This window comes from Bacillus sp. FSL M8-0025, assembly GCF_037975475.1.
Taxonomy (GTDB): domain Bacteria; phylum Bacillota; class Bacilli; order Bacillales; family Bacillaceae; genus Bacillus; species Bacillus subtilis.
Map to the genome: position 1 here is coordinate 1,183,760 of NZ_CP150258.1, position 18,763 is coordinate 1,202,522.

Annotated in this window: 22 protein-coding genes; 14 read left to right on the forward strand and 8 right to left on the reverse strand. The window is 43.6% G+C overall.

Going from position 1 to position 18,763, the window contains the following annotated elements; genetic code table 11:
- Positions 1-2: 2 nt before the first annotated feature.
- The 5 genes from oppD to spx all read left to right on the forward strand — a co-directional run bounded on the left by oppD (position 3) and on the right by spx (position 4,639).
- On the forward strand, positions 3-1,079 hold the full coding sequence (gene oppD, locus MKX38_RS06115; protein ID WP_077670618.1) for an oligopeptide ABC transporter ATP-binding protein OppD: 1,077 nt from the start codon (positions 3-5) through the stop codon (positions 1,077-1,079).
- A 1-nt stretch (position 1,080) separates the two neighbouring features.
- The gene (oppF, locus tag MKX38_RS06120) at positions 1,081-1,998 is read left to right on the forward strand and encodes an oligopeptide ABC transporter ATP-binding protein OppF (protein WP_003245567.1); all 918 of its coding nucleotides are present in this window, start codon (positions 1,081-1,083) and stop codon (positions 1,996-1,998) included.
- A gap of 105 nt (positions 1,999-2,103) precedes the next feature.
- Positions 2,104-3,321: an MFS transporter gene (locus tag MKX38_RS06125; protein ID WP_224588911.1), complete on the forward strand. Its 1,218-nt coding sequence runs from the start codon at positions 2,104-2,106 to the stop codon at positions 3,319-3,321.
- A 163-nt stretch (positions 3,322-3,484) separates the two neighbouring features.
- Positions 3,485-4,063: a GNAT family N-acetyltransferase gene (locus tag MKX38_RS06130; RefSeq protein ID WP_003224597.1), complete on the forward strand. Its 579-nt coding sequence runs from the start codon at positions 3,485-3,487 to the stop codon at positions 4,061-4,063.
- A gap of 180 nt (positions 4,064-4,243) precedes the next feature.
- Positions 4,244-4,639 (forward strand): transcriptional regulator Spx, encoded by a 396-nt coding sequence (gene spx, locus MKX38_RS06135; RefSeq protein WP_014476435.1) that lies wholly within the window; start codon positions 4,244-4,246, stop codon positions 4,637-4,639.
- A 42-nt stretch (positions 4,640-4,681) separates the two neighbouring features.
- Here the strand turns inward: spx and MKX38_RS06140 are convergent, their stop codons facing one another.
- Complete coding sequence (locus tag MKX38_RS06140; RefSeq protein ID WP_003232944.1) at positions 4,682-5,338, reverse strand: TerC family protein; 657 nt, start codon at positions 5,336-5,338, stop codon at positions 4,682-4,684.
- Positions 5,339-5,507: 169 nt separating this feature from the next.
- Here MKX38_RS06140 and MKX38_RS06145 point away from each other — a divergent pair, with 169 nt between their 5' ends.
- On the forward strand, positions 5,508-5,648 hold the full coding sequence (locus MKX38_RS06145; protein WP_119122854.1) for a hypothetical protein: 141 nt from the start codon (positions 5,508-5,510) through the stop codon (positions 5,646-5,648).
- The gene (gene mecA, locus MKX38_RS06150; RefSeq protein WP_003232942.1) at positions 5,615-6,271 is read left to right on the forward strand and encodes an adaptor protein MecA; all 657 of its coding nucleotides are present in this window, start codon (positions 5,615-5,617) and stop codon (positions 6,269-6,271) included. Before MKX38_RS06145 ends, mecA begins: the two co-directional genes overlap by 34 nt.
- Here the strand turns inward: mecA and MKX38_RS06155 are convergent.
- The gene (locus MKX38_RS06155) at positions 6,266-6,388 is read right to left on the reverse strand and encodes a hypothetical protein (RefSeq protein ID WP_021479547.1); all 123 of its coding nucleotides are present in this window, start codon (positions 6,386-6,388) and stop codon (positions 6,266-6,268) included. The two genes, mecA and MKX38_RS06155, sit on opposite strands and share 6 nt — an antisense overlap.
- 43 nt (positions 6,389-6,431) lie before the next feature.
- On the opposite strand from MKX38_RS06155, the gene coiA reads away from it, so the two are divergent.
- Entirely contained in the window at positions 6,432-7,583 is a 1,152-nt protein-coding gene (coiA, locus tag MKX38_RS06160) for a competence protein CoiA (RefSeq protein WP_339188965.1), read from the forward strand.
- Positions 7,584-7,812: 229 nt separating this feature from the next.
- Positions 7,813-9,642, forward strand: a complete 1,830-nt coding sequence (gene pepF / locus MKX38_RS06165) for an oligoendopeptidase F (RefSeq protein ID WP_167408054.1) — start codon at positions 7,813-7,815, stop codon at positions 9,640-9,642.
- 37 nt (positions 9,643-9,679) lie between these two features.
- Here pepF and MKX38_RS06170 read toward each other — a convergent pair whose 3' ends face one another.
- From MKX38_RS06170 to MKX38_RS06190, 5 genes are all read right to left on the reverse strand, one after another.
- Positions 9,680-9,847 (reverse strand): hypothetical protein, encoded by a 168-nt coding sequence (locus MKX38_RS06170; protein ID WP_003244944.1) that lies wholly within the window; start codon positions 9,845-9,847, stop codon positions 9,680-9,682.
- Positions 9,848-10,160: 313 nt separating this feature from the next.
- Positions 10,161-11,060 carry a protease adaptor protein SpxH gene (gene spxH, locus MKX38_RS06175; RefSeq protein ID WP_024573348.1) on the reverse strand — a complete coding sequence of 300 codons (900 nt, stop codon included), beginning with the start codon at positions 11,058-11,060 and terminating at the stop codon, positions 10,161-10,163.
- A complete protein-coding gene (locus tag MKX38_RS06180; RefSeq protein WP_003232928.1) occupies positions 11,057-11,455 on the reverse strand; it encodes a group 2 truncated hemoglobin YjbI in 399 nt (132 codons plus the stop codon). The genes spxH and MKX38_RS06180 overlap by 4 nt, the downstream gene beginning before the upstream one ends.
- Before the next feature lie 254 nt (positions 11,456-11,709).
- The gene (gene cwlQ / locus MKX38_RS06185) at positions 11,710-12,444 is read right to left on the reverse strand and encodes a bifunctional muramidase/murein lytic transglycosylase (RefSeq protein WP_250620407.1); all 735 of its coding nucleotides are present in this window, start codon (positions 12,442-12,444) and stop codon (positions 11,710-11,712) included.
- A gap of 14 nt (positions 12,445-12,458) precedes the next feature.
- The gene (locus MKX38_RS06190) at positions 12,459-13,031 is read right to left on the reverse strand and encodes a CYTH domain-containing protein (RefSeq protein WP_003232924.1); all 573 of its coding nucleotides are present in this window, start codon (positions 13,029-13,031) and stop codon (positions 12,459-12,461) included.
- A 124-nt stretch (positions 13,032-13,155) separates the two neighbouring features.
- Between MKX38_RS06190 and MKX38_RS06195 the strand changes: the two genes are divergently transcribed.
- The 4 genes from MKX38_RS06195 to MKX38_RS06210 are packed head-to-tail and all read left to right on the forward strand — an operon-like array spanning position 13,156 to position 15,921.
- The gene (locus tag MKX38_RS06195) at positions 13,156-13,524 is read left to right on the forward strand and encodes a hypothetical protein (RefSeq protein ID WP_003232922.1); all 369 of its coding nucleotides are present in this window, start codon (positions 13,156-13,158) and stop codon (positions 13,522-13,524) included.
- Positions 13,525-13,552: 28 nt separating this feature from the next.
- On the forward strand, positions 13,553-14,188 hold the full coding sequence (gene yjbM / locus MKX38_RS06200) for a GTP diphosphokinase (RefSeq protein WP_003245294.1): 636 nt from the start codon (positions 13,553-13,555) through the stop codon (positions 14,186-14,188).
- Between the two features lie 18 nt (positions 14,189-14,206).
- Positions 14,207-15,007, forward strand: a complete 801-nt coding sequence (locus MKX38_RS06205; RefSeq protein ID WP_003232918.1) for an NAD kinase — start codon at positions 14,207-14,209, stop codon at positions 15,005-15,007.
- Positions 15,008-15,021: 14 nt separating this feature from the next.
- On the forward strand, positions 15,022-15,921 hold the full coding sequence (locus tag MKX38_RS06210) for an RluA family pseudouridine synthase (protein ID WP_014476443.1): 900 nt from the start codon (positions 15,022-15,024) through the stop codon (positions 15,919-15,921).
- A gap of 12 nt (positions 15,922-15,933) precedes the next feature.
- Here MKX38_RS06210 and prpE read toward each other — a convergent pair whose 3' ends face one another.
- Entirely contained in the window at positions 15,934-16,668 is a 735-nt protein-coding gene (gene prpE / locus MKX38_RS06215) for a bis(5'-nucleosyl)-tetraphosphatase PrpE (RefSeq protein ID WP_003244765.1), read from the reverse strand.
- A 231-nt stretch (positions 16,669-16,899) separates the two neighbouring features.
- Between prpE and MKX38_RS06220 the strand changes: the two genes are divergently transcribed.
- Positions 16,900-18,744, forward strand: coding sequence for a monovalent cation:proton antiporter family protein (locus MKX38_RS06220; protein WP_015252348.1), 1,845 nt, complete (start codon positions 16,900-16,902; stop codon positions 18,742-18,744).
- Positions 18,745-18,763 lie beyond the last annotated feature (19 nt).

Here is an 18,763-nt window from a genome sequence, read left to right on the forward strand (position 1 = left end):
GAGTGATACGGGTGACACGCCTATTAGAAGTAAAAGATTTAGCAATTTCATTTAAAACATATGGCGGAGAGGTCCAGGCGATCCGCGGAGTGAATTTCCATCTGGATAAAGGGGAGACGCTGGCCATTGTTGGAGAATCAGGTTCCGGAAAAAGTGTAACCTCTCAAGCGATTATGAAGCTGATTCCAATGCCTCCGGGTTATTTCAAACGCGGTGAGATCCTGTTTGAAGGAAAGGATCTGGTGCCGCTGTCCGAAAAAGAAATGCAAAATGTCCGGGGAAAAGAGATCGGCATGATATTCCAAGATCCGATGACCTCTTTAAATCCAACGATGAAGGTCGGTAAACAAATTACGGAAGTGCTTTTTAAACACGAAAAGATCTCGAAGGAAGCGGCTAAAAAACGCGCGGTTGAACTGCTGGAATTAGTCGGTATCCCAATGCCGGAAAAGCGGGTGAACCAATTTCCGCATGAATTTTCAGGCGGGATGAGACAGAGGGTTGTCATTGCCATGGCGCTTGCAGCGAATCCGAAACTTCTGATCGCCGATGAGCCGACAACTGCTCTTGATGTAACGATTCAAGCGCAAATTTTGGAATTAATGAAGGATTTGCAAAAGAAAATTGACACGTCCATCATCTTTATCACACACGATCTTGGTGTTGTGGCTAACGTTGCTGACCGGGTCGCTGTCATGTACGCGGGACAGATTGTAGAAACCGGTACGGTAGACGAAATCTTCTACGATCCGAGACATCCGTACACTTGGGGGCTTCTTGCATCCATGCCGACACTGGAAAGTTCAGGAGAGGAAGAGCTGACTGCAATTCCGGGCACGCCGCCTGATTTGACAAACCCGCCAAAAGGAGATGCTTTTGCCCTGCGGAGCTCTTATGCGATGAAAATCGATTTTGAACAGGAGCCGCCAATGTTTAAGGTATCCGATACTCATTATGTCAAATCGTGGCTGCTTCATCCTGATGCGCCAAAGGTAGAGCCGCCTGAAGCGGTAAAAGCGAAAATGCGTAAACTGGCAAATACGTATGAAAAACCTGTCTTAGTGAGAGAAGGTGAATGAATTGACTGAAAAACTATTAGAAATCAAACATTTAAAACAGCACTTTGTCACGCCGAGGGGAACGGTTAAGGCTGTAGATGATTTATCATTTGATATCTATAAAGGTGAAACATTAGGGCTGGTTGGTGAATCAGGCTGCGGTAAATCGACAACAGGCCGAAGCATTATCCGGCTGTACGAAGCAACCGATGGTGAGGTGCTGTTCAACGGCGAAAATGTGCACGGGAGAAAATCGCGGAAAAAGCTGCTGGAATTCAACCGCAAAATGCAGATGATTTTCCAAGACCCATATGCATCCCTGAATCCGAGAATGACAGTTGCTGATATTATTGCTGAAGGCCTTGATATTCATAAGCTGGCAAAAACGAAAAAAGAGCGGATGCAGCGAGTTCATGAACTATTGGAAACAGTGGGATTAAACAAGGAACACGCGAACCGCTATCCTCATGAATTTTCCGGCGGCCAGCGCCAAAGAATCGGGATTGCCAGAGCGCTTGCTGTTGATCCGGAATTCATTATCGCGGATGAGCCGATTTCCGCTTTGGATGTATCTATTCAAGCGCAGGTCGTGAATTTAATGAAAGAACTGCAAAAAGAAAAAGGGCTCACATACCTGTTTATTGCCCACGATTTATCGATGGTCAAATACATCAGTGACCGCATTGGAGTCATGTATTTCGGGAAACTGGTTGAGCTTGCGCCGGCAGATGAGCTGTATGAGAATCCGCTTCACCCGTATACAAAATCATTGCTTTCTGCGATTCCGCTTCCAGATCCAGACTATGAGAGAAATCGCGTTCGCCAGAAATATGATCCGTCTGTCCATCAATTAAAGGATGGGGAAACGATGGAATTCCGTGAAGTCAAACCGGGACATTTTGTGATGTGCACGGAAGCCGAATTTAAAGCTTTTTCATGATTCATCAATCCTTCAAGAGAATCTCTTGAAGGATTTTTTTGCGTCCTCATAGAAAGTGAGAATGATATCATTTACAATTAGAGGAAAAAGCGGAGGCGAAATACGATTCAATTTCTGCATAACAAAAATGTTTTTGCGCTATTGCTGTCTCAATCTTTTCAATCTTTAGCAGGAGTCCTCGTCACAATCGTTTTAATGGTCCGGGTCTATCAAATGACTGACTCCGTTTTTTTGGCAGGCCTTATTTTATCGTTCATGTCGTTTGCGAGTATAGCAGCAAGCTTTTGCGTCTCTCCGGTGCTTCGCATTCTCGGTTTTAAAAAGGTGCTTGCGGGAGCGAATCTGCTGAGAGCGGTCTTTACAATCCTGATGGCATACAGCGTCACTCATCACGGACAGGCATTCTTTTGGATTACGCTGCTGTTTGTGTTTTGTTTTTCCTTCGCGGGCGCTTTTTTTCAGCCGGCAAGATTTGCGCTGCTGCCGATTATTGTTCCAAAGAAGCAATATGTAAAAGCGAATGGTGTGATCTCCCTCTCGAATCAATTGTTCTTAACAGCAGGCTGGGGCCTTGGAGGCCTTCTGACGTACGCCGTCCCTTTTGAACTCGTTGTCGGCGCTGCCATTTGCCTGTTAGTTCTATCGGGAGCTTCCATCAGTGTGCTGCATGTAAATGAAGAAGAGGCTGCAGGAACTGCTGAAACAGCATCTGTCAGAAGTATATGGAAGGATTTAATGATCATCCCTATTGTAAGAGACATTACTGTAATGGACGTGATAGAAGCTTTGGCGGGTTCCGTATGGTCATCTGCTATTCTCCTCGCATTTACTGCGGCTGTTTTGCATGAAACAGAGGTGTGGTGGGGGATGTTTAACGCTTCCTATTTTATAGGCGCAATTGTCGGCAGTGTGATTGCCATTCGTTTTTCTTCTTTTTTTGAGCGGAATATGGGCTATGCCATTATGTTCAGCTCGCTTGTAATGTCGGCGCTGACCCTTTTGTTTTCATTTTCTCCAGTCCCATTTTTATGCGCTCTGGCTTGTGCTGCAATGGGGCCTTTTTATCAGGTGCGTGATATTTGCCAGGAAACCATGCTGCAGGAGGTTATTCCCGAGCAGAAACGAATCGGAATCATGGCTGCAAAAAATGCGATTTTGACTCCTTGGTCAGGCGTCACCTACTCCATTATGGGGCTAGTGGCTGATGCTGCTGGTGCGAAAATAGCTTTTATCGCGGCTGCTGCATTATATATCATGACATTTCTGATTGCACTGGCGCAGCCCCGCCTGATTCATTACAGGCGGGAAAACCGAGTTCAATGAGATACACTTCAAAATGAACGGAGCAGCTGGCTCCGTTTTTGCTGAAAAAAAATGAAACCATGGCGGAAGTTCGCACGTCTTTATAGATGTAAGGCTGTTTAAACAAGAAGAAATGGGGTATATCTAAAAGTATGAAGACAACGAACTCATAAGGAGCAAATCAATGAACTGGTATGAAAAGCTTAGCGAGTACTTTCCAATTGAAGAAATGAAATCAAAAGCGCATATGGAAGCTCTTCTGAAAGAGCGAAGCGATATTTATCATAAAGATGAAGGCAAACATCATATTTTAATGTTTGCGGAGTTCGATTCTTTTATCTTCGTTGATTATCTGTATGTGTCTAAGGATGCAAGAGGGCAGGGGCTTGGCGGCAAATTGATCGCGAAGCTGAAAAAGAAAAATAAGCCCATATTGCTCGAGGTGGAACCTGTGGATGAAGATGATACTGATACAGAAAAACGCCTGAGGTTTTATCAAAGAGAGCATTTCAAGCATGCTCAGTCAATTGGGTACCGGCGCCGGTCATTGGCTACGAATGAAGTAAACAAGATGGAGATTCTGTACTGGTCACCAAAAACAGAATCAGAAGAAGAAATTCTTGAAGCCATGAAACAGACATATGAAAACATTCATACTTATAAAGACGAGAAATGGTACGGAGAATCGTACGAAAAAACGGATGAAGTCCTGAAACTCATTGATGAAGAAAAACAAAAAAATATTTTCGATCAGTTAAGCTAATTGAGAATTAGAACATATCATGAACATTAAAAATTTGCTGGATTGACACATTTTTTTCTTAGGATACTGTTCACACTTACTTTTTTATAGTATAATACCTGTAAAGATTCCTTTTTTAGAGTAATTTCAATTTAAGAATAAAATAGATGTTCATCCTACTAATTAGAGGAGTGAAGATGAATGGTTACACTATACACATCACCAAGCTGTACTTCATGCAGAAAGGCGAGAGCGTGGCTCGAGGAGCACGATATTCCATTTGTAGAAAGAAACATTTTCTCTGAACCTTTATCAATTGATGAAATAAAACAAATTCTTCGAATGACTGAGGATGGAACAGATGAAATCATCTCAACCCGTTCAAAAGTATTCCAAAAACTGAATGTGAACGTTGAATCTATGCCGCTGCAAGATTTGTACCGCTTGATCAACGAGCATCCAGGTTTGCTTCGCCGTCCGATCATCATTGACGAAAAACGTTTGCAGGTCGGATATAACGAAGACGAAATCAGACGTTTCCTGCCAAGAAAAGTTCGCTCTTTCCAATTAAGAGAAGCACAGCGTTTGGCAAACTAATAGATCGTATCATCAAAAGAAGGCTGAGTGATCAGCCTTCTTTTATTTTTCAACCTGCTGGTAATAAATGCTCGCAAGGATGACAAACGCAACCGTCAAAATGGGGAGGAGCGTTTCGACTGTGCCGTGCTGCGCCATAAAAAGCGACAGCTTTTTGTCTCTGACAATCATTTCTCCGCCAGTATAAGCAAGCAGCCCGCTTCCCGCGTAAATCAGAAGCGGTATTTTCTCTAGTGCAATATGGATGAGTTTGCTGCCCCAAATAATAACCGGAACCGATACACACAAACCTATAACAACGAGAGAAAACTCACCATGTGATGCTCCCGCAACTGCGATGACGTTGTCCAGCGACATAAAGAGATCTGCAAGCACAATCGTTCGTATCGCTCTCCACAGGGAGGTGCTGCTTTTAATGTGCTTCGTGTCTTTTTTTTCAATCAGCAGCTGATATCCTAAATACAGCAGGAAAATTCCGCCGGCGCACTGCAAGAACGGAATGTTCAAAAGATATACAGCTGCACTTGTTAATCCGATTCTCATGGCAACGGCAATAAATGTTCCGAGAATAATGGCTTGCTGTCTTTGCTTGTCCGGCAAATGTCTGCTGGCCATGGCAATAACAACCGCGTTATCTCCGCCGAGGATCAGGTCAATCCCAACAATGACAAGCAGAGAAATCAGATAGTCATGCTCCATGAAGCGGCACCTCGCTTTCAGTCCTTCGCTTGTACTACTACTATATGAGACAGGTTGTATTTTATGATATCAGCCGCCTGAACTGCCGTTTTTTAGGCAAAGGTGCATTTTTATTTCTTTTGTGACTGTTTTATCATAAAATAGAAATACAAAGGAATTCACACTGGCCTTGGTTAAGGTTAAGATGTGGACGGAATGGGTAAAGTGTAGTAAAGTACAATTAATCGGGAGCTTAGATGTCCCTTCAACATCTTATATAGAAGGGAAGGTTGGCAAATGGAAATTGAAAGAATTAACGAGCATACAGTAAAATTTTATATGTCTTACGGAGATATTGAAGATCGCGGTTTTGACAGAGAAGAAATTTGGTATAACCGTGAGCGCAGTGAAGAACTTTTCTGGGAAGTCATGGATGAAGTTCATGAAGAAGAGGAATTCGCTGTTGAAGGCCCACTTTGGATTCAAGTTCAGGCACTGGACAAAGGATTAGAAATCATCGTCACAAAAGCCCAGCTTTCCAAAGACGGACAAAAGCTCGAACTGCCGATTCCTGAGGATAAAAAGCAAGAACCAGCATCTGAGGATCTTGACGCCTTGCTGGATGATTTCCAGAAAGAAGAGCAAGCCGTCAATCAGGAAGAGAAGGAGCAAAAGCTTCAATTTGTCTTGCGATTTGGCGATTTTGAGGATGTTATTTCTCTATCTAATTTGAACGTTAACGGAAGCAAAACGACTTTATATTCGTTTGAGAACCGATATTATTTATATGTAGATTTTTGCAATATGACTGATGAAGAGGTTGAAAATCAGCTAAGCATCCTGCTGGAGTACGCAAATGAATCCTCAATCAGCATACACCGTCTTGAAGAGTACGGCAAGCTGATTATTTCAGAGCATGCTCTAGAAACGATAAAAAAACACTTTGCATCATAGCAAACCGATTTCCTTCCGGAAATCGGTTTTTTTTATGCACGAAAATGCCATTTTAGAGATGTGAAAAATCAAAAACATATAGACAAGCGGAAAATACAGCGAACAGGAGTTGATCATCTTTTCCAGAAAGTATACTTCATCTGGAAAGGAGAGATGACAATTGTTTAGTGCTGTGACTGAAGACGGCCAAATGTTTCACCTTCTAGGCGCTCAGCAAAACCAGAAATTAAAGCAGAGACGGTTCTTCTGTCCGGTATGCGGGGGAGAGCTAGCTGTGAAGCTCGGACTTCAAAAAGCGCCGCATTTTGCCCATAAACAGAACAAATCCTGCTCCATAGACATCGAACCGGAAAGCGCCTACCACTTAGAAGGAAAAAGACAGCTGTATGTATGGCTGAAAACACAACGGGCTTCACCAATATTGGAGCCGTATATAAGGACAATCAACCAAAGACCGGACGTCATGGCAAGAATCAAGGAGCATATGCTTGCTGTTGAATATCAATGCGCCACTATCGCTCCAGATGTCTTTCAAAAGCGGACAGAGGGCTTCAAACAAGAAGGAATCATCCCGCAGTGGATTATGGGATACAGCCGCTTAAAACGGACTGCTTCGTCCTTTTATCAGCTTTCAGCTTTTCATTGGCATTTTATCAATGCAAGTCCATACAGAGAGCTGATATGTTATTGTCCTGAAAGGCGTTCTTTTCTCCGGCTCAGCCACATCATTCCATTCTACACAAACCATTCTTATTCCTCAGTCCAAACGATCCCTATCCATCGGGCAGGTGCAGGCGATCTTTTTTTCACTGAACCGAAACCCTCAATTCAATATTCAGGCTGGACGAAAGCGATTCACCGTTTTCGCCATAAACCCCATCGGTTTAATTCAAAGGAAACAAATCGCCTTAGGCTGCTGTTTTATGAGAAGCGGCAGACGCCTTTTTCTTTTCTGCCGACTGAAGTGTTTGTTCCTGTTAGAAAAGGGGCAGTTTTTAAGAGTCCGGTTTTTGTGTGGCAGGGGTTTCTTTATTTGTTTATGACGGATCTTGGAGGTAAACGTGCGCCAATTCGTTTTTCAGCCGTTTTGCAGCAGTGCAAACTGCACATTCATAATAAGAACATTGCACTCAGGTTCGAATGCAGCGAAGAGTGTCTTTCAGAAGCGGTTAAACAGTATATTGATTTTTTGTGCAAGAAGGGATTTTTAAGGGAGACTCAGAAAGAAGTATATGTGCTGAATCAGCCTGCAGGTGGCATACACTCCATGCAGGATCTCATAGAAAGAGACCGCAGCTGTTTTATAGAATGAGTTTGTCTTATTTGGCTCACCCTAAGACAAAGGTGGTGGGCAGGCTGTGAAAGGCACAAAAGGAAAGGTTTTTCGTGTTTTTACTGCTTTTTTGGCATTCGTTCTCTTCATTACTGCATATGATTTGACAAAAGGCAGTGAAAAACCGGAAGATATTCACAACACAAGTTTATTGAGAAACAGCTGTTTTTTCAATTGGCTTGAATCAAAGAAGACGAGGGGGATCACCATGGCTGAGGAAAAAAAAGCAAACCAACTGCCTGACAGAAGTGAGGTAAAGGCAGAAGACACATGGAGACTTGAGGATATTTTTCCTAGTGATGAGGCCTGGAATAAAGAATTTCAAGCTGTAAAAGAATTAATTCCGAATTTATCTAAGTATAAAGGAAAGCTGGCAGATTCAGCTGATCATTTATACGAGGCTCTTACGTATCAAGATAAAGTGATGGAGCGGCTGGGTAGGCTGTACACATATGCGCATATGCGCTCTGACCAGGATACTGGGAACTCCTTTTACCAGGGGCTGAATGACAAGGCGGGAAACCTGTATACACAGGCCGCAAGCGCGACAGCTTATTTGGTTCCGGAGATTTTATCCATAGAAGAAGACAAACTGCAGCAGTTCATTCTTGAAAAAGAAGAATTAAAGCTGTACTCTCATGCGATTGAGGAGATTACAAAGGAACGTCCGCATGTGCTGAGCGAGAAGGAAGAGGCACTGCTTGCTGAAGCCTCCGAGGTACTGGGGTCATCTTCAAATACATTCAGCGTGTTAAATAACGCAGATATAACGTTTCCGTCCATTAAAGACGAAGATGGGAATGAGAAACAGATCACTCACGGCAACTTTATTAATTTCTTGGAAAGTGAAAACCGTGAAGTCCGCAAAAATGCGTTTGACGCAGTGTATAAAACGTACGGACAATATAAAAACACAATGGCCACGACGCTAAGCGGCACTGTGAAAAAGGACAACTTCTACGCGAGAGTGAAAAAGTACAAGTCCGCGCGTGAGGCTGCGCTTTCTAACAACAGTATTCCTGAGGAAGTATACGATAACCTTGTTAAGACGATTAATAAGCATTTGCCGCTCCTGCACCGCTATATTGCGCTAAGAAAGAAAGTGCTTGAGCTTGATGAAGTGCATATCTATGACCTGTATACACCGCTTGTGAAAGATGCTGGGATGAAGGTGACATACGAGGAAGCCAAAGATTACATGCTGAAAGGCCTTGCACCTTTAGGGGAAGAATATGCCTCTATCCTAAAAGAAGGACTGGAAAACCGCTGGGTGGACGTTTACGAAAATAAAGGCAAACGCAATGGGGCTTATTCATCAGGAGCTTACGGCACGAATCCGTATATTTTGATGAACTGGCATAATAACGTCAATAATCTCTTTACGCTCGTGCACGAGTTTGGACATTCCGTACACAGCTACTATACGAGAAAGCACCAGCCTTATCCATACGGCAATTACAGTATCTTTGTCGCGGAAGTTGCCTCTACGACAAATGAAGCGCTCCTTGGCGAATATTTGCTGAACAATTTAGAGGATGAAAAACAGCGCTTATATATTCTCAACCATATGCTTGAGGGCTTCAGGGGAACGGTCTTCAGACAAACGATGTTCGCTGAATTTGAACATCTGATCCATACAAAGGCTCAAGAAGGCGAGCCGCTTACACCTGAGCTTCTGACAAATGTCTATTACGACCTGAATAAAAAGTATTTTGGAGACGGCATGGTGATTGATAAGGAAATCGGCCTTGAATGGTCGCGTATTCCGCACTTCTATTACAATTACTATGTGTATCAGTATGCGACAGGGTACAGCGCTGCCCAAGCATTAAGCAGCCAGATTTTGAAGGAAGGAAAGCCGGCGGTTGACCGTTATATTGAATTCCTGAAAGCAGGAAGCTCACAATACCCGATTGATGTCTTGAAAAAAGCGGGTGTTGATATGACGTCCCCAGAGCCAATCGAAGCCGCGTGCAAAATGTTTGAAGAAAAACTTGATGAAATGGAAGAGCTGCTGATGAAAGTCAAGCAGTCTTAAAAAAGTAAGCCTGTGCGGAAATGACGCACAGGCTTTTTTAAAACCCTTTAAAGGTTTTCCGGTGATTCAAGCGGTAGAGGGTAAACAAAATAGACAGAAACAGCAGAGGAGAGGTAATATAAAGCGGCAGCATATGCATCATGCCTAAGATATTCAAGCAGAAAAAAACGGCAATGCACACAATTGAGATCAAAGTAGACATCATGGCGGTCCTCCTCGTCCTTTTTCCTTATAAGGATATGAGTGAATGCACTTCGTTATGTTTTGTGACAAAAATATGAACATTAAGCATAGAGGTTGTCAAAAGTCGACATCTTTTGTTATCATAAGGATGTGAAATTGATCACAAACAAACATTACCCCTTTGTTTGACCGTGAAAAATTTCTCCCATCCCCTTTGTTGTCGTTAAGACATATGAAACCGCGCTTATCCCGGCGCGGTTTCTTTAGTGCTAAAAATGGAACGTACGTTTGGTTATGGCATAAAAAAACAGCCTCAAGCATATGCACGCCTGCGGCTATTTTTCACATGATTGATATTCATCAGAATAAGTGCTGAGAGACTTCCAAAACATTCCGTGTTTGGCTTCTACTTTGGCAACCTTTTTAGCAAACGCCAGTTTTTTCATTTCTTTTTCTACCTCTTCAAGGCTCAGGTCATATACAAGAGCAATTTCCTTCGAAGCAACGAAGCGGAAATATTCAATAAAACATTCTAAAGGCGGTGTTTCCGACGGCTTCGGCTCGTCGCCAAGCATCTCAAATAAAATTTCTTCATATACATCATATGAGTAGCTGCCAGGAACTTTAAGCCCTTCATCCTCATGCTGCGTATTAAAAAACGTCAGTGTCGGATTAACAGAAACATCCATCTCAGCAGCAATTTTCATGTCACATTGAAGCGCCTTGACCGCGCTTTGAGAATGCAGATCTTTTTTGAATTCTTCAAGATCGAGACTGGTATTTTCAGCAATCTCCAAAAGCACGTTTTCATCCGTAATATTTTTCTTTGAAACAAATAGGCTCTCCTGCATATTTCTGAGAAATTGCATGCCGGCTTTTCGTCCTTGCAATTCGGCTGCTTTAAAAGCGAGAGCAGCCATATAAGGCGATGAAAGCGGCTGTTCCTGTTCGAACCAGACATTGCCGTCACATGACATGCCAGAGCGGCTCGCGATCTTTTCCCATGCTTCTGCGAGAAGATGCTTTTTTCGCTTTTTATTTAAAGCGGTAAGGCTTGCGGAAGCGATAATGCGTAAGGTGAAAAAACGTCCGTATCTGATTTTCAGCTTTTTGATGACGGGCTCTAAGGACCAGCATTCAGGACATAAAGGGTCTACAAACATATAAATTTCAAGCGGTTTTTTTGGATGACCGTGGCAATGGGCGAAGTATAGCTCATGCTGATAGTTTGTCAAGATGATCGATCCTCCGCTTCCGTTTGATTCACCATATGCCTTGCTGTCAACTCCAGCCGGCCAAACAAAAACTCACGAATTTCGCCCTCCAGCCCTACATGGTCCATTGCGTCCTTCATACAGCTGAGCCACGCATCAGCTCTCTCGTTTGTAATTGGAAAGGGAAGATGCCTTGCTCTGAGCATAGGATGGCCGTGTTCCTCAGTATAAAGAGGAGGCCCGCCTAAATACTGAGTTAAGAATTGCTTCTGTTTCCTGGCGGTTTCTGTCAAATCGCTTGGAAAAATCGGCTTCAGCAAAGGATGAGACGCGACACGCTCATAAAAAGTATCAACAAGTTGCGATAGAAGTTCCTCTCCAATCGCTTCATAAGGTGCGTTAAACGATTGTCCCATGTTGACTACTCCTTTAAATATGGCTAATAGGAATCATAAATCCTATTGCAAAAAGTAATTTTCTGTATTTCATTGTTTCATCTAGATTTATTTTAGCAACAAGGCATCATTTCTACAAACAAACTGCCTTTTATGCGTTTGATGACTCATTTCGGCTGACAGCCGGGGTTTGTATTTCATATCATATCACATAAAAATCAGGAATGCGTAAGATTTCACTTCGCAAAAAAACCAGAGGGAAAGAGCACCTCTGGTTACGCGTAATAAGCTGAAGTTATTTTTTTTACATAGTTTTGCGTTTCTTGGAAAGGAGGAATGCCTCCGTATCGGTCAACATTCCCCGGTCCGGCGTTGTAAGCCGCTAATGCCATAGACACATTGCCGTCGTATTTATCCAGCATTTGTTTTAAATATCTCGTTCCGCCCTCCACATTTTGCTGCGGATCAAGCGGATTGGAAACGCCAAGTGAGCTTGCTGTTGACGGCATCAGCTGCATGAGGCCCATCGCACCTGCTCCGCTGACCGCTTTTGCATTAAAGCCTGATTCCTGTTTGATGACGGCGCGGATCAGTTTTTCATCAACGCCATATTTATCAGCGGCTTTTTTAATCGCACTGTCAATAGAAAAGTCTCCCGAACTGATCTGATTTGCTTCATGTTTGTTTGAAGCTGAATCTGCAGCAGCTGTTTTAGTGCTTTCTGCCGCTTTTGTGATTGAACCTGAATTGCTGCTCGTATATGAGTTAAGCCCATACGCTGAAAGCAGTGACGGCGCTGTTGTATTCGCGCTGTTCAGCATGCTGAGCGGGCTTGGCGATGAAGAAGGTGCTGATTGCTGAGATGTCAGACCGTTTGTATATTGGCTGAGCAAAGAACTGAAACTTGAAAGCGGGCTTTCCGTATTCTGAGTGTCCGTGCTGCTGCGTGCATTAGATATGGACTGTAATGCCTGAAGCTGAAGTAATGCTGCCCAATTCGTTACATTCACGATGTCATTCCACCTTATATAGACTTTCGTTTTTCTTCATAAAAACGCAGAATTTTATTTTTGGTTTCGCGCTGAGGAATGCTGAATTGCTGAAGCAGCTTTTCGAAGGCTTGTCTGCCCTCATGCCAATCCGCCGCCTCAAATTCAATTTCATAGTCCTCTTTATTTAAATATCGGCTGTGGTCTAAAACTATTAAGCCTTTTTCTGTTTCTTTTTCCGCACGGTTTGTTGCTAAAGATCCAAAGTATTGAATGGCATCCGTATCGATCTGAAGCTTGTGCAGCTGGTCCTTCACAGGGCCCTCGGGAACTGAAAATCCAGCGAGATCTGATACCTCTGAAAGCTGCTGGTGCGTTTCCAGAAGCCCCACATCAGCCGGCTCCTTTAATGTAAGGACATACTTTCCGTTTTTTCTGCGGATACGAAGCGCAGCATGTTTTTGTTTCAGCGCGAAGCTGTCTGTATCAAAATAATGATTCTTTTGATCTGTAAAATCTTTTTCTGTCAGCTGGAGTGCCGATGCTATGTTTTTGAATTCTTGTTTGGTCAGCATGTTTTTAAATTCGATTTCAATCTCTTGGCTCATGATGCTCTTCCTTTCCGCCCTGTAAATCTTATTTTTACTATTATCTCTTTAGATGTTAGGTTTATCAATATCGAGCTCGATATGATAAAATGAATCTGTACTTTGTTTAAAAAAGGAGAGCATTATGCAAAACAGAATCGAAATTTTGAATGCAACATTATCGGATGATCAGCTTCGCCTTGCCTGTCAGACAGAAGGAAACGAAGCGGAACGCAAGCCGTCAGGTCAAATGCTTGTTGATTCTGACCACTTTGCTTTTGTATACATACTTGAATTAGCTGATTCTTTTGAATATGTCATTATAAAGGAACATGTATGGCCGGAACTGAAGCAGGCCCATGCACAAAAAATACCGGTTGTTTTAGAGGCAGGAGACCAAACAATTGAACTGGCAGGCCTGCATGAGGAGCTGGAATATCTTTTAGAAAATATAAAAGATAATGCAAACTATGGAGAAGAAATGGAAGAAAAAGTGAAACGCGTGTTTTTATAGAAACTGGTTCGGAATTGGGGGATGTATGATGGATGACAAACAATGGGAGCGTTTTTTAGTGCCGTACCGCCAGGCTGTCGAAGAGTTGAAAGTGAAGCTCAAGGGGATCCGCACACTATATGAATACGAGGACGACCATTCACCGATCGAATTTGTGACCGGACGCGTCAAGCCTGTGGCGAGCATACTTGAAAAAGCGAGACGGAAAAGCATACCGCTGCATGAAATTGAAACCATGCAGGACATTGCTGGCCTTAGAATCATGTGCCAATTTGTCGATGACATCCAAATCGTAAAAGAGATGCTTTTTGCCAGAAAAGATTTCACCGTTGTGGATCAGAGGGATTATATTGCGGAACATAAAGAGAGCGGATACCGATCATACCATCTTGTTGTGCTGTACCCTTTGCAGACGGTATCCGGAGAAAAGCATGTTCTCGTAGAAATACAGATCCGTACACTGGCGATGAATTTTTGGGCGACCATTGAACATTCATTGAATTATAAATACAGCGGAAACATTCCTGAAAAAGTAAAACTAAGGCTTCAGCGCGCTTCTGAAGCGGCTTCCCGGCTTGATGAAGAGATGTCGGAGATCAGGGGTGAAGTACAGGAAGCTCAAGCTGCCTTTTCAAGAAAGAAAAAAGGAAGCGAGCAACAATAGGTAAAGGGGAAGAAGAGCATGAAATTTGCCGTATCATCAAAAGGAGATCAAGTTTCTGATACGCTGAAAAGCAAAATACAGGCGTATTTATTGGATTTTGATATGGAACTGGATGAAAATGAACCGGAAATCGTTATTTCAGTCGGAGGCGACGGAACGCTTTTGTATGCTTTTCACAGATACAGCGACCGCTTGGACAAAACAGCATTTGTCGGCGTTCACACAGGTCATCTGGGTTTTTATGCCGACTGGGTTCCTCATGAAATTGAAAAACTTGTTCTTGCCATCGCGAAAACGCCGTATCATACAGTCGAATATCCGCTTCTCGAAGTCATTGTGACCTATCACGAAAACGAGCGGGAAGAAAGATACTTAGCTTTGAATGAATGTACGATTAAAAGCATCGAAGGAAGCCTTGTTGCTGATGTGGAAATCAAAGGGCAGCTCTTTGAAACCTTCCGGGGCGATGGCCTCTGCCTGTCAACTCCATCAGGCAGCACAGCCTACAATAAGGCGCTGGGCGGAGCGATTATCCATCCGTCTATCAGGGCGATCCAGCTTGCGGAAATGGCTTCAATTAATAACCGCGTGTTCCGTACGGTCGGGTCACCTCTGCTTCTCCCATCCCATCATGATTGCATGATTAAGCCGAGAAACGAAGTTGACTTTCAAGTGACGATTGACCATTTAACCCTTCTCCATAAGGATGTAAAGTCGATCCGCTGCCAAGTTGCATCCGAAAAAGTGCGGTTTGCGAGATTCCGTCCGTTTCCATTTTGGAAAAGAGTCCAGGATTCGTTTATTGGAAAAGGTGAATAGAAAGAGGACATATCGTGGAGCATTTTTTTATCAGAAAGAACATTACTTCCGCTGAGGACGGGATGACTGTAAAAGAATATGCCGGTGAACTGGGAATTTCGAAACGTCTGCTGACCGATATTAAGTTTGGCGGGGGAGACCTGCAGATTAACGGTGAGCATGTGACGGTCAAATACGTTTTGAAAGAGGGAGATCTTCTTATCGTGAAGTTTCCTGAGGAACAGGTGAGCGAGACGCTGCTGGCAGAGCCTGTTCCGCTCGATATCCTTTATGAGGATGAACATGTGCTTGTGATAAACAAGCAGCCGTATGTGTCATCAATCCCTTCGAGAGAGCACCCCTCCGGCAGCATTGCCAATGGAATTATTGATCATTATCAAACAACCGGAGTGAGGGCGACAGTACATCTTGTCACCCGGCTAGACCGGGATACATCAGGTGTCATGCTTGTTGCCAAGCATCGATTTGCCCACTCCATTTTATCGTCTGCGCAAAAAAACGGCCTTGTGAAACGCCGGTATGCGGCAGTGGTTCACGGGCGGATGGCACAGATGGAGGGAACAGTCGATGCTCCGATTGGCAGACATCCTGACAGTATTATTGAACGGACGGTAACGCCAGACGGCCAGAAGGCTGTTACGCATTTTTACGTCACATGTGCAAATGACGATATGACCTCGGTGACGTTGCAGCTTGAGACTGGACGAACCCATCAAATTCGTGTTCATATGAGTTATCTCGGGCACCCGTTGTGCGGCGATACACTGTACGGCGGAACGAGACAGGAAATTGGCCGGCAGGCTCTGCACAGCGAGCATCTTTCGTTTATCCATCCGCTGACACAGGAGAACATGACGTTTCATGCTCCACTGCCTCAGGACATGAGAAAACTGATAAAAGGAGAGAATCATTGATTCTCTCCTTTTTTATATGGGGCGAAATCTTGATTCGTCGTAAGGCAGGGAGCTTGGAACAGAGACGGTTTCTATTTCTGGAAAGCGAAAGCCTGTCAGTTGATTTCCGAACACGCAGCCTGTATCAATGTTGATGGTGCGATTGACCTTCCGAGGCTCTTTCACAGGTGTATGACCGTATACCACCCAAGCCTTTCCGTTATAGGCTGCCGCCCAATCACGCCTGATGGGTCTGCCGTCCGGATATGTTTCACCCGTCACGTCACCGTAAAGCACAAAGTCCTTCACTCTGCGGGTATATTTGCCGATATCGTCAGCTCTTATGCCAGCATGGGCGACAACTAATTCTCCATTATGTAAGATGTCGTAAAGCGGCGCTGTTTCGTACAGCTTCATAAACTGTTCGCTGACTGATTTTTTCTCATCTTTGGAAAGTTCCTCAAGCTCTGCCGCTGTTGTTTCGAGACCATGCATCACTTTTACCGGATTTCCTTTTAAGTAACGATATAATTTATTGCAATGGTTTCCCGGGACATAACGCACAGCGCCTTTTTCGTAAGCGCCGGCTACAAATCGGATGACCTCTATCGATTTGGGCCCTCTGTCAGTTAAATCTCCGGCAAAAACAAGCACCCTGCCTTCTTCATGGACAGGTACTCCATTTTTGATTGTATAGCCAAGCTTTTGGATTAATGCAGTCATTTCGTCATAGCAGCCATGAATATCGCTGATGATATCGTAAGCCATGCAGCATCCTCCTTACCGATTGTTTTATTTATTATGAAGCAAAGTGTTGCGAGTCATCACAAGCTTTTATGTGCAAATTATAGAAGAATCATTTTCTAAACAGGATTAAGACCTTATCACTTTATTTTTCATCATCACCCTTGTTAAAATCGCGTTATGTTTTTTAAAAATGAGGTTTTGTTCTCTGAGTGAGAACTGGCATAACCCTGACTTAAAAAGGAGGTTCTGATTATGGCGCATACATCTGTCGCATCTTTAGTTGTTGTACTTATCGTTGCATTTTTGACACCCATCCTTTTGCATCGGTTTAAACTCAGCATCCCGGTTGTTGTTGCTGAAATCATTATGGGGCTGATAATTGGGAAAAGCGGCCTTAATTTAGTTGTGGAGGGTGACACCTGGCTCCAGACACTCTCTATGCTCGGATTTATCTTTTTAATGTTTTTAAGCGGGCTTGAAATTGATTTTTCGTCGTTTGAGAAAGGAAAGAAAAAGCAGTTCCTGCCGAATGGCAAGGAAGCGCCGAATACGTTTGCTGCGGCATCTGTTATTTTTGTCGGTATTTTTATTTTATCATTGCTCTTGTCCTATGGGTTCGTCTTGGCCGGATTTATCCAAAATGCATTTTTGATGACCCTGATTATTTCAACGATTTCATTAGGCGTTGTCGTTCCAACATTAAAAGAAGAACGGATCATGAATTCGAATATCGGGCAGATTATTTTGCTTGTTGCTGTTATTGCTGATTTGGCCACGATGATTCTTCTTGCTGTTTTTTCTTCTTTATACGGAGAGGACAGCGGAAACATGTGGCTCCTGATGATTCTGTTTGCGGCCGGAGTGGTGCTTTACTTTTTCGGCCGGGTCTTCAAACATCGCTCTTTTGTTCAATCCATGTCAAAAGGGACGATCCAGATCGGGACGCGTGCCATTTTTACGTTAATCATCGTACTCGTTGCCCTGTCTGAATCACTTGGGGCGGAAAATATTCTCGGCGCTTTCTTAGCGGGGGTTCTTGTTTCCCTGCTTTCGCCAAACAAAGAACTTGTTCAGCAGCTGGACTCATTCGGTTATGGGTTCTTAATACCGATTTTCTTCGTGATGGTCGGTGTGAAGCTTGATATTTGGACTCTTTTCCAGGATAAAACAATTTTAATCATGATTCCGCTCCTGCTGCTGGCGCTGTTAGTCAGCAAAATCATTCCTGTCATGTACTTAAAGAAGTGGTATGATAACCGAACCATTTTCGCGTCTGGTTTCCTGCTGACATCAACGCTTTCGCTCGTGATTGCCGCTGCAACAATCGGGCAGCAGCTTCACGTGATCAGTGCAAATATGTCAGGAGCGCTAATTTTAGTAGCCGTCATTGCAAGTATTTTTACGCCGATCTGTTTTAAAAAATTATACAAACGGGAAGAGCAGCCGGAGGAGAAAAAGACGATTACGTTCATTGGCGCCAATCAAATGACTTTGCCTGTCACACTCGAATTGCCAGCGGAAGAGTATGACGTGCGTGTTGTACACGTCTACCAAGAGAATGCGGAGGAAAAGCTGTCAGAATCAGTGTTTGCTGTTGAAACAATTTCTGACTATGAACACGAGACGCTTGAATCACTCGGCATTTTTGAAACGGATATCCTCGTTGTGGCGACAGGAAATGAAGATATGAATGCAGACATTGCATTACTTGCAAAAGAAAAAGGTACAGAAAGAGTCATTGCAAGCGTAGGATCACCGGAGCATGAAGCAGCTCTGAAGGAGCAGGGAATCAGCATCTTTTCTATTCTGCTGTCGACAAAAACGCTGCTTCGCGCACTGATTGAAGCGCCTGGCGTCATGAAGCTGCTCACGAACCAAGAGTCTTCGCTGTATCAAATTAATATGGAGAACAGTAAATATGATGGTGTCATTTTACGGGAATTCCCTTTAACAGGTGACGTCATCTTTGTCAGGATCTTCAGAGGTGTGGACAGCATCGTTCCTCATGGGGATACGAGGCTGAAACTTGGAGACCGTTTAATTGTCACCGGATCTCGGGGGTACGTAACGGATCTTAAGAAAACATTGGAAGGATAAATCTTGACCAAATAAGGAT

Excerpts from the sequence above, each read along its gene's own strand:
- prpE (WP_003244765.1), bottom strand. The coding sequence starts at position 16,668 with ATGGCTTACGATATCATCAGCGATATTCATGGCTGCTATGACGAAATG.
- MKX38_RS06190 (WP_003232924.1), bottom strand. The coding sequence starts at position 13,031 with ATGAGCCAAGAGATTGAAATCGAATTTAAAAACATGCTGACCAAACAA.
- MKX38_RS06180 (WP_003232928.1), bottom strand. The coding sequence starts at position 11,455 with ATGGGACAATCGTTTAACGCACCTTATGAAGCGATTGGAGAGGAACTT.
- MKX38_RS06130 (WP_003224597.1), top strand. The coding sequence starts at position 3,485 with ATGAACTGGTATGAAAAGCTTAGCGAGTACTTTCCAATTGAAGAAATG.
- MKX38_RS06220 (WP_015252348.1), top strand. The coding sequence starts at position 16,900 with ATGGCGCATACATCTGTCGCATCTTTAGTTGTTGTACTTATCGTTGCA.
- mecA (WP_003232942.1), top strand. The coding sequence starts at position 5,615 with ATGGAAATTGAAAGAATTAACGAGCATACAGTAAAATTTTATATGTCT.
- MKX38_RS06195 (WP_003232922.1), top strand. The coding sequence starts at position 13,156 with ATGCAAAACAGAATCGAAATTTTGAATGCAACATTATCGGATGATCAG.
- pepF (WP_167408054.1), top strand. The coding sequence starts at position 7,813 with ATGGCTGAGGAAAAAAAAGCAAACCAACTGCCTGACAGAAGTGAGGTA.
- spx (WP_014476435.1), top strand. The coding sequence starts at position 4,244 with ATGGTTACACTATACACATCACCAAGCTGTACTTCATGCAGAAAGGCG.
- MKX38_RS06170 (WP_003244944.1), bottom strand. The coding sequence starts at position 9,847 with ATGATGTCTACTTTGATCTCAATTGTGTGCATTGCCGTTTTTTTCTGC.
- MKX38_RS06140 (WP_003232944.1), bottom strand. The coding sequence starts at position 5,338 with ATGGAGCATGACTATCTGATTTCTCTGCTTGTCATTGTTGGGATTGAC.
- yjbM (WP_003245294.1), top strand. The coding sequence starts at position 13,553 with ATGGATGACAAACAATGGGAGCGTTTTTTAGTGCCGTACCGCCAGGCT.
- MKX38_RS06155 (WP_021479547.1), bottom strand. The coding sequence starts at position 6,388 with ATGATCAACTCCTGTTCGCTGTATTTTCCGCTTGTCTATATGTTTTTG.
- MKX38_RS06205 (WP_003232918.1), top strand. The coding sequence starts at position 14,207 with ATGAAATTTGCCGTATCATCAAAAGGAGATCAAGTTTCTGATACGCTG.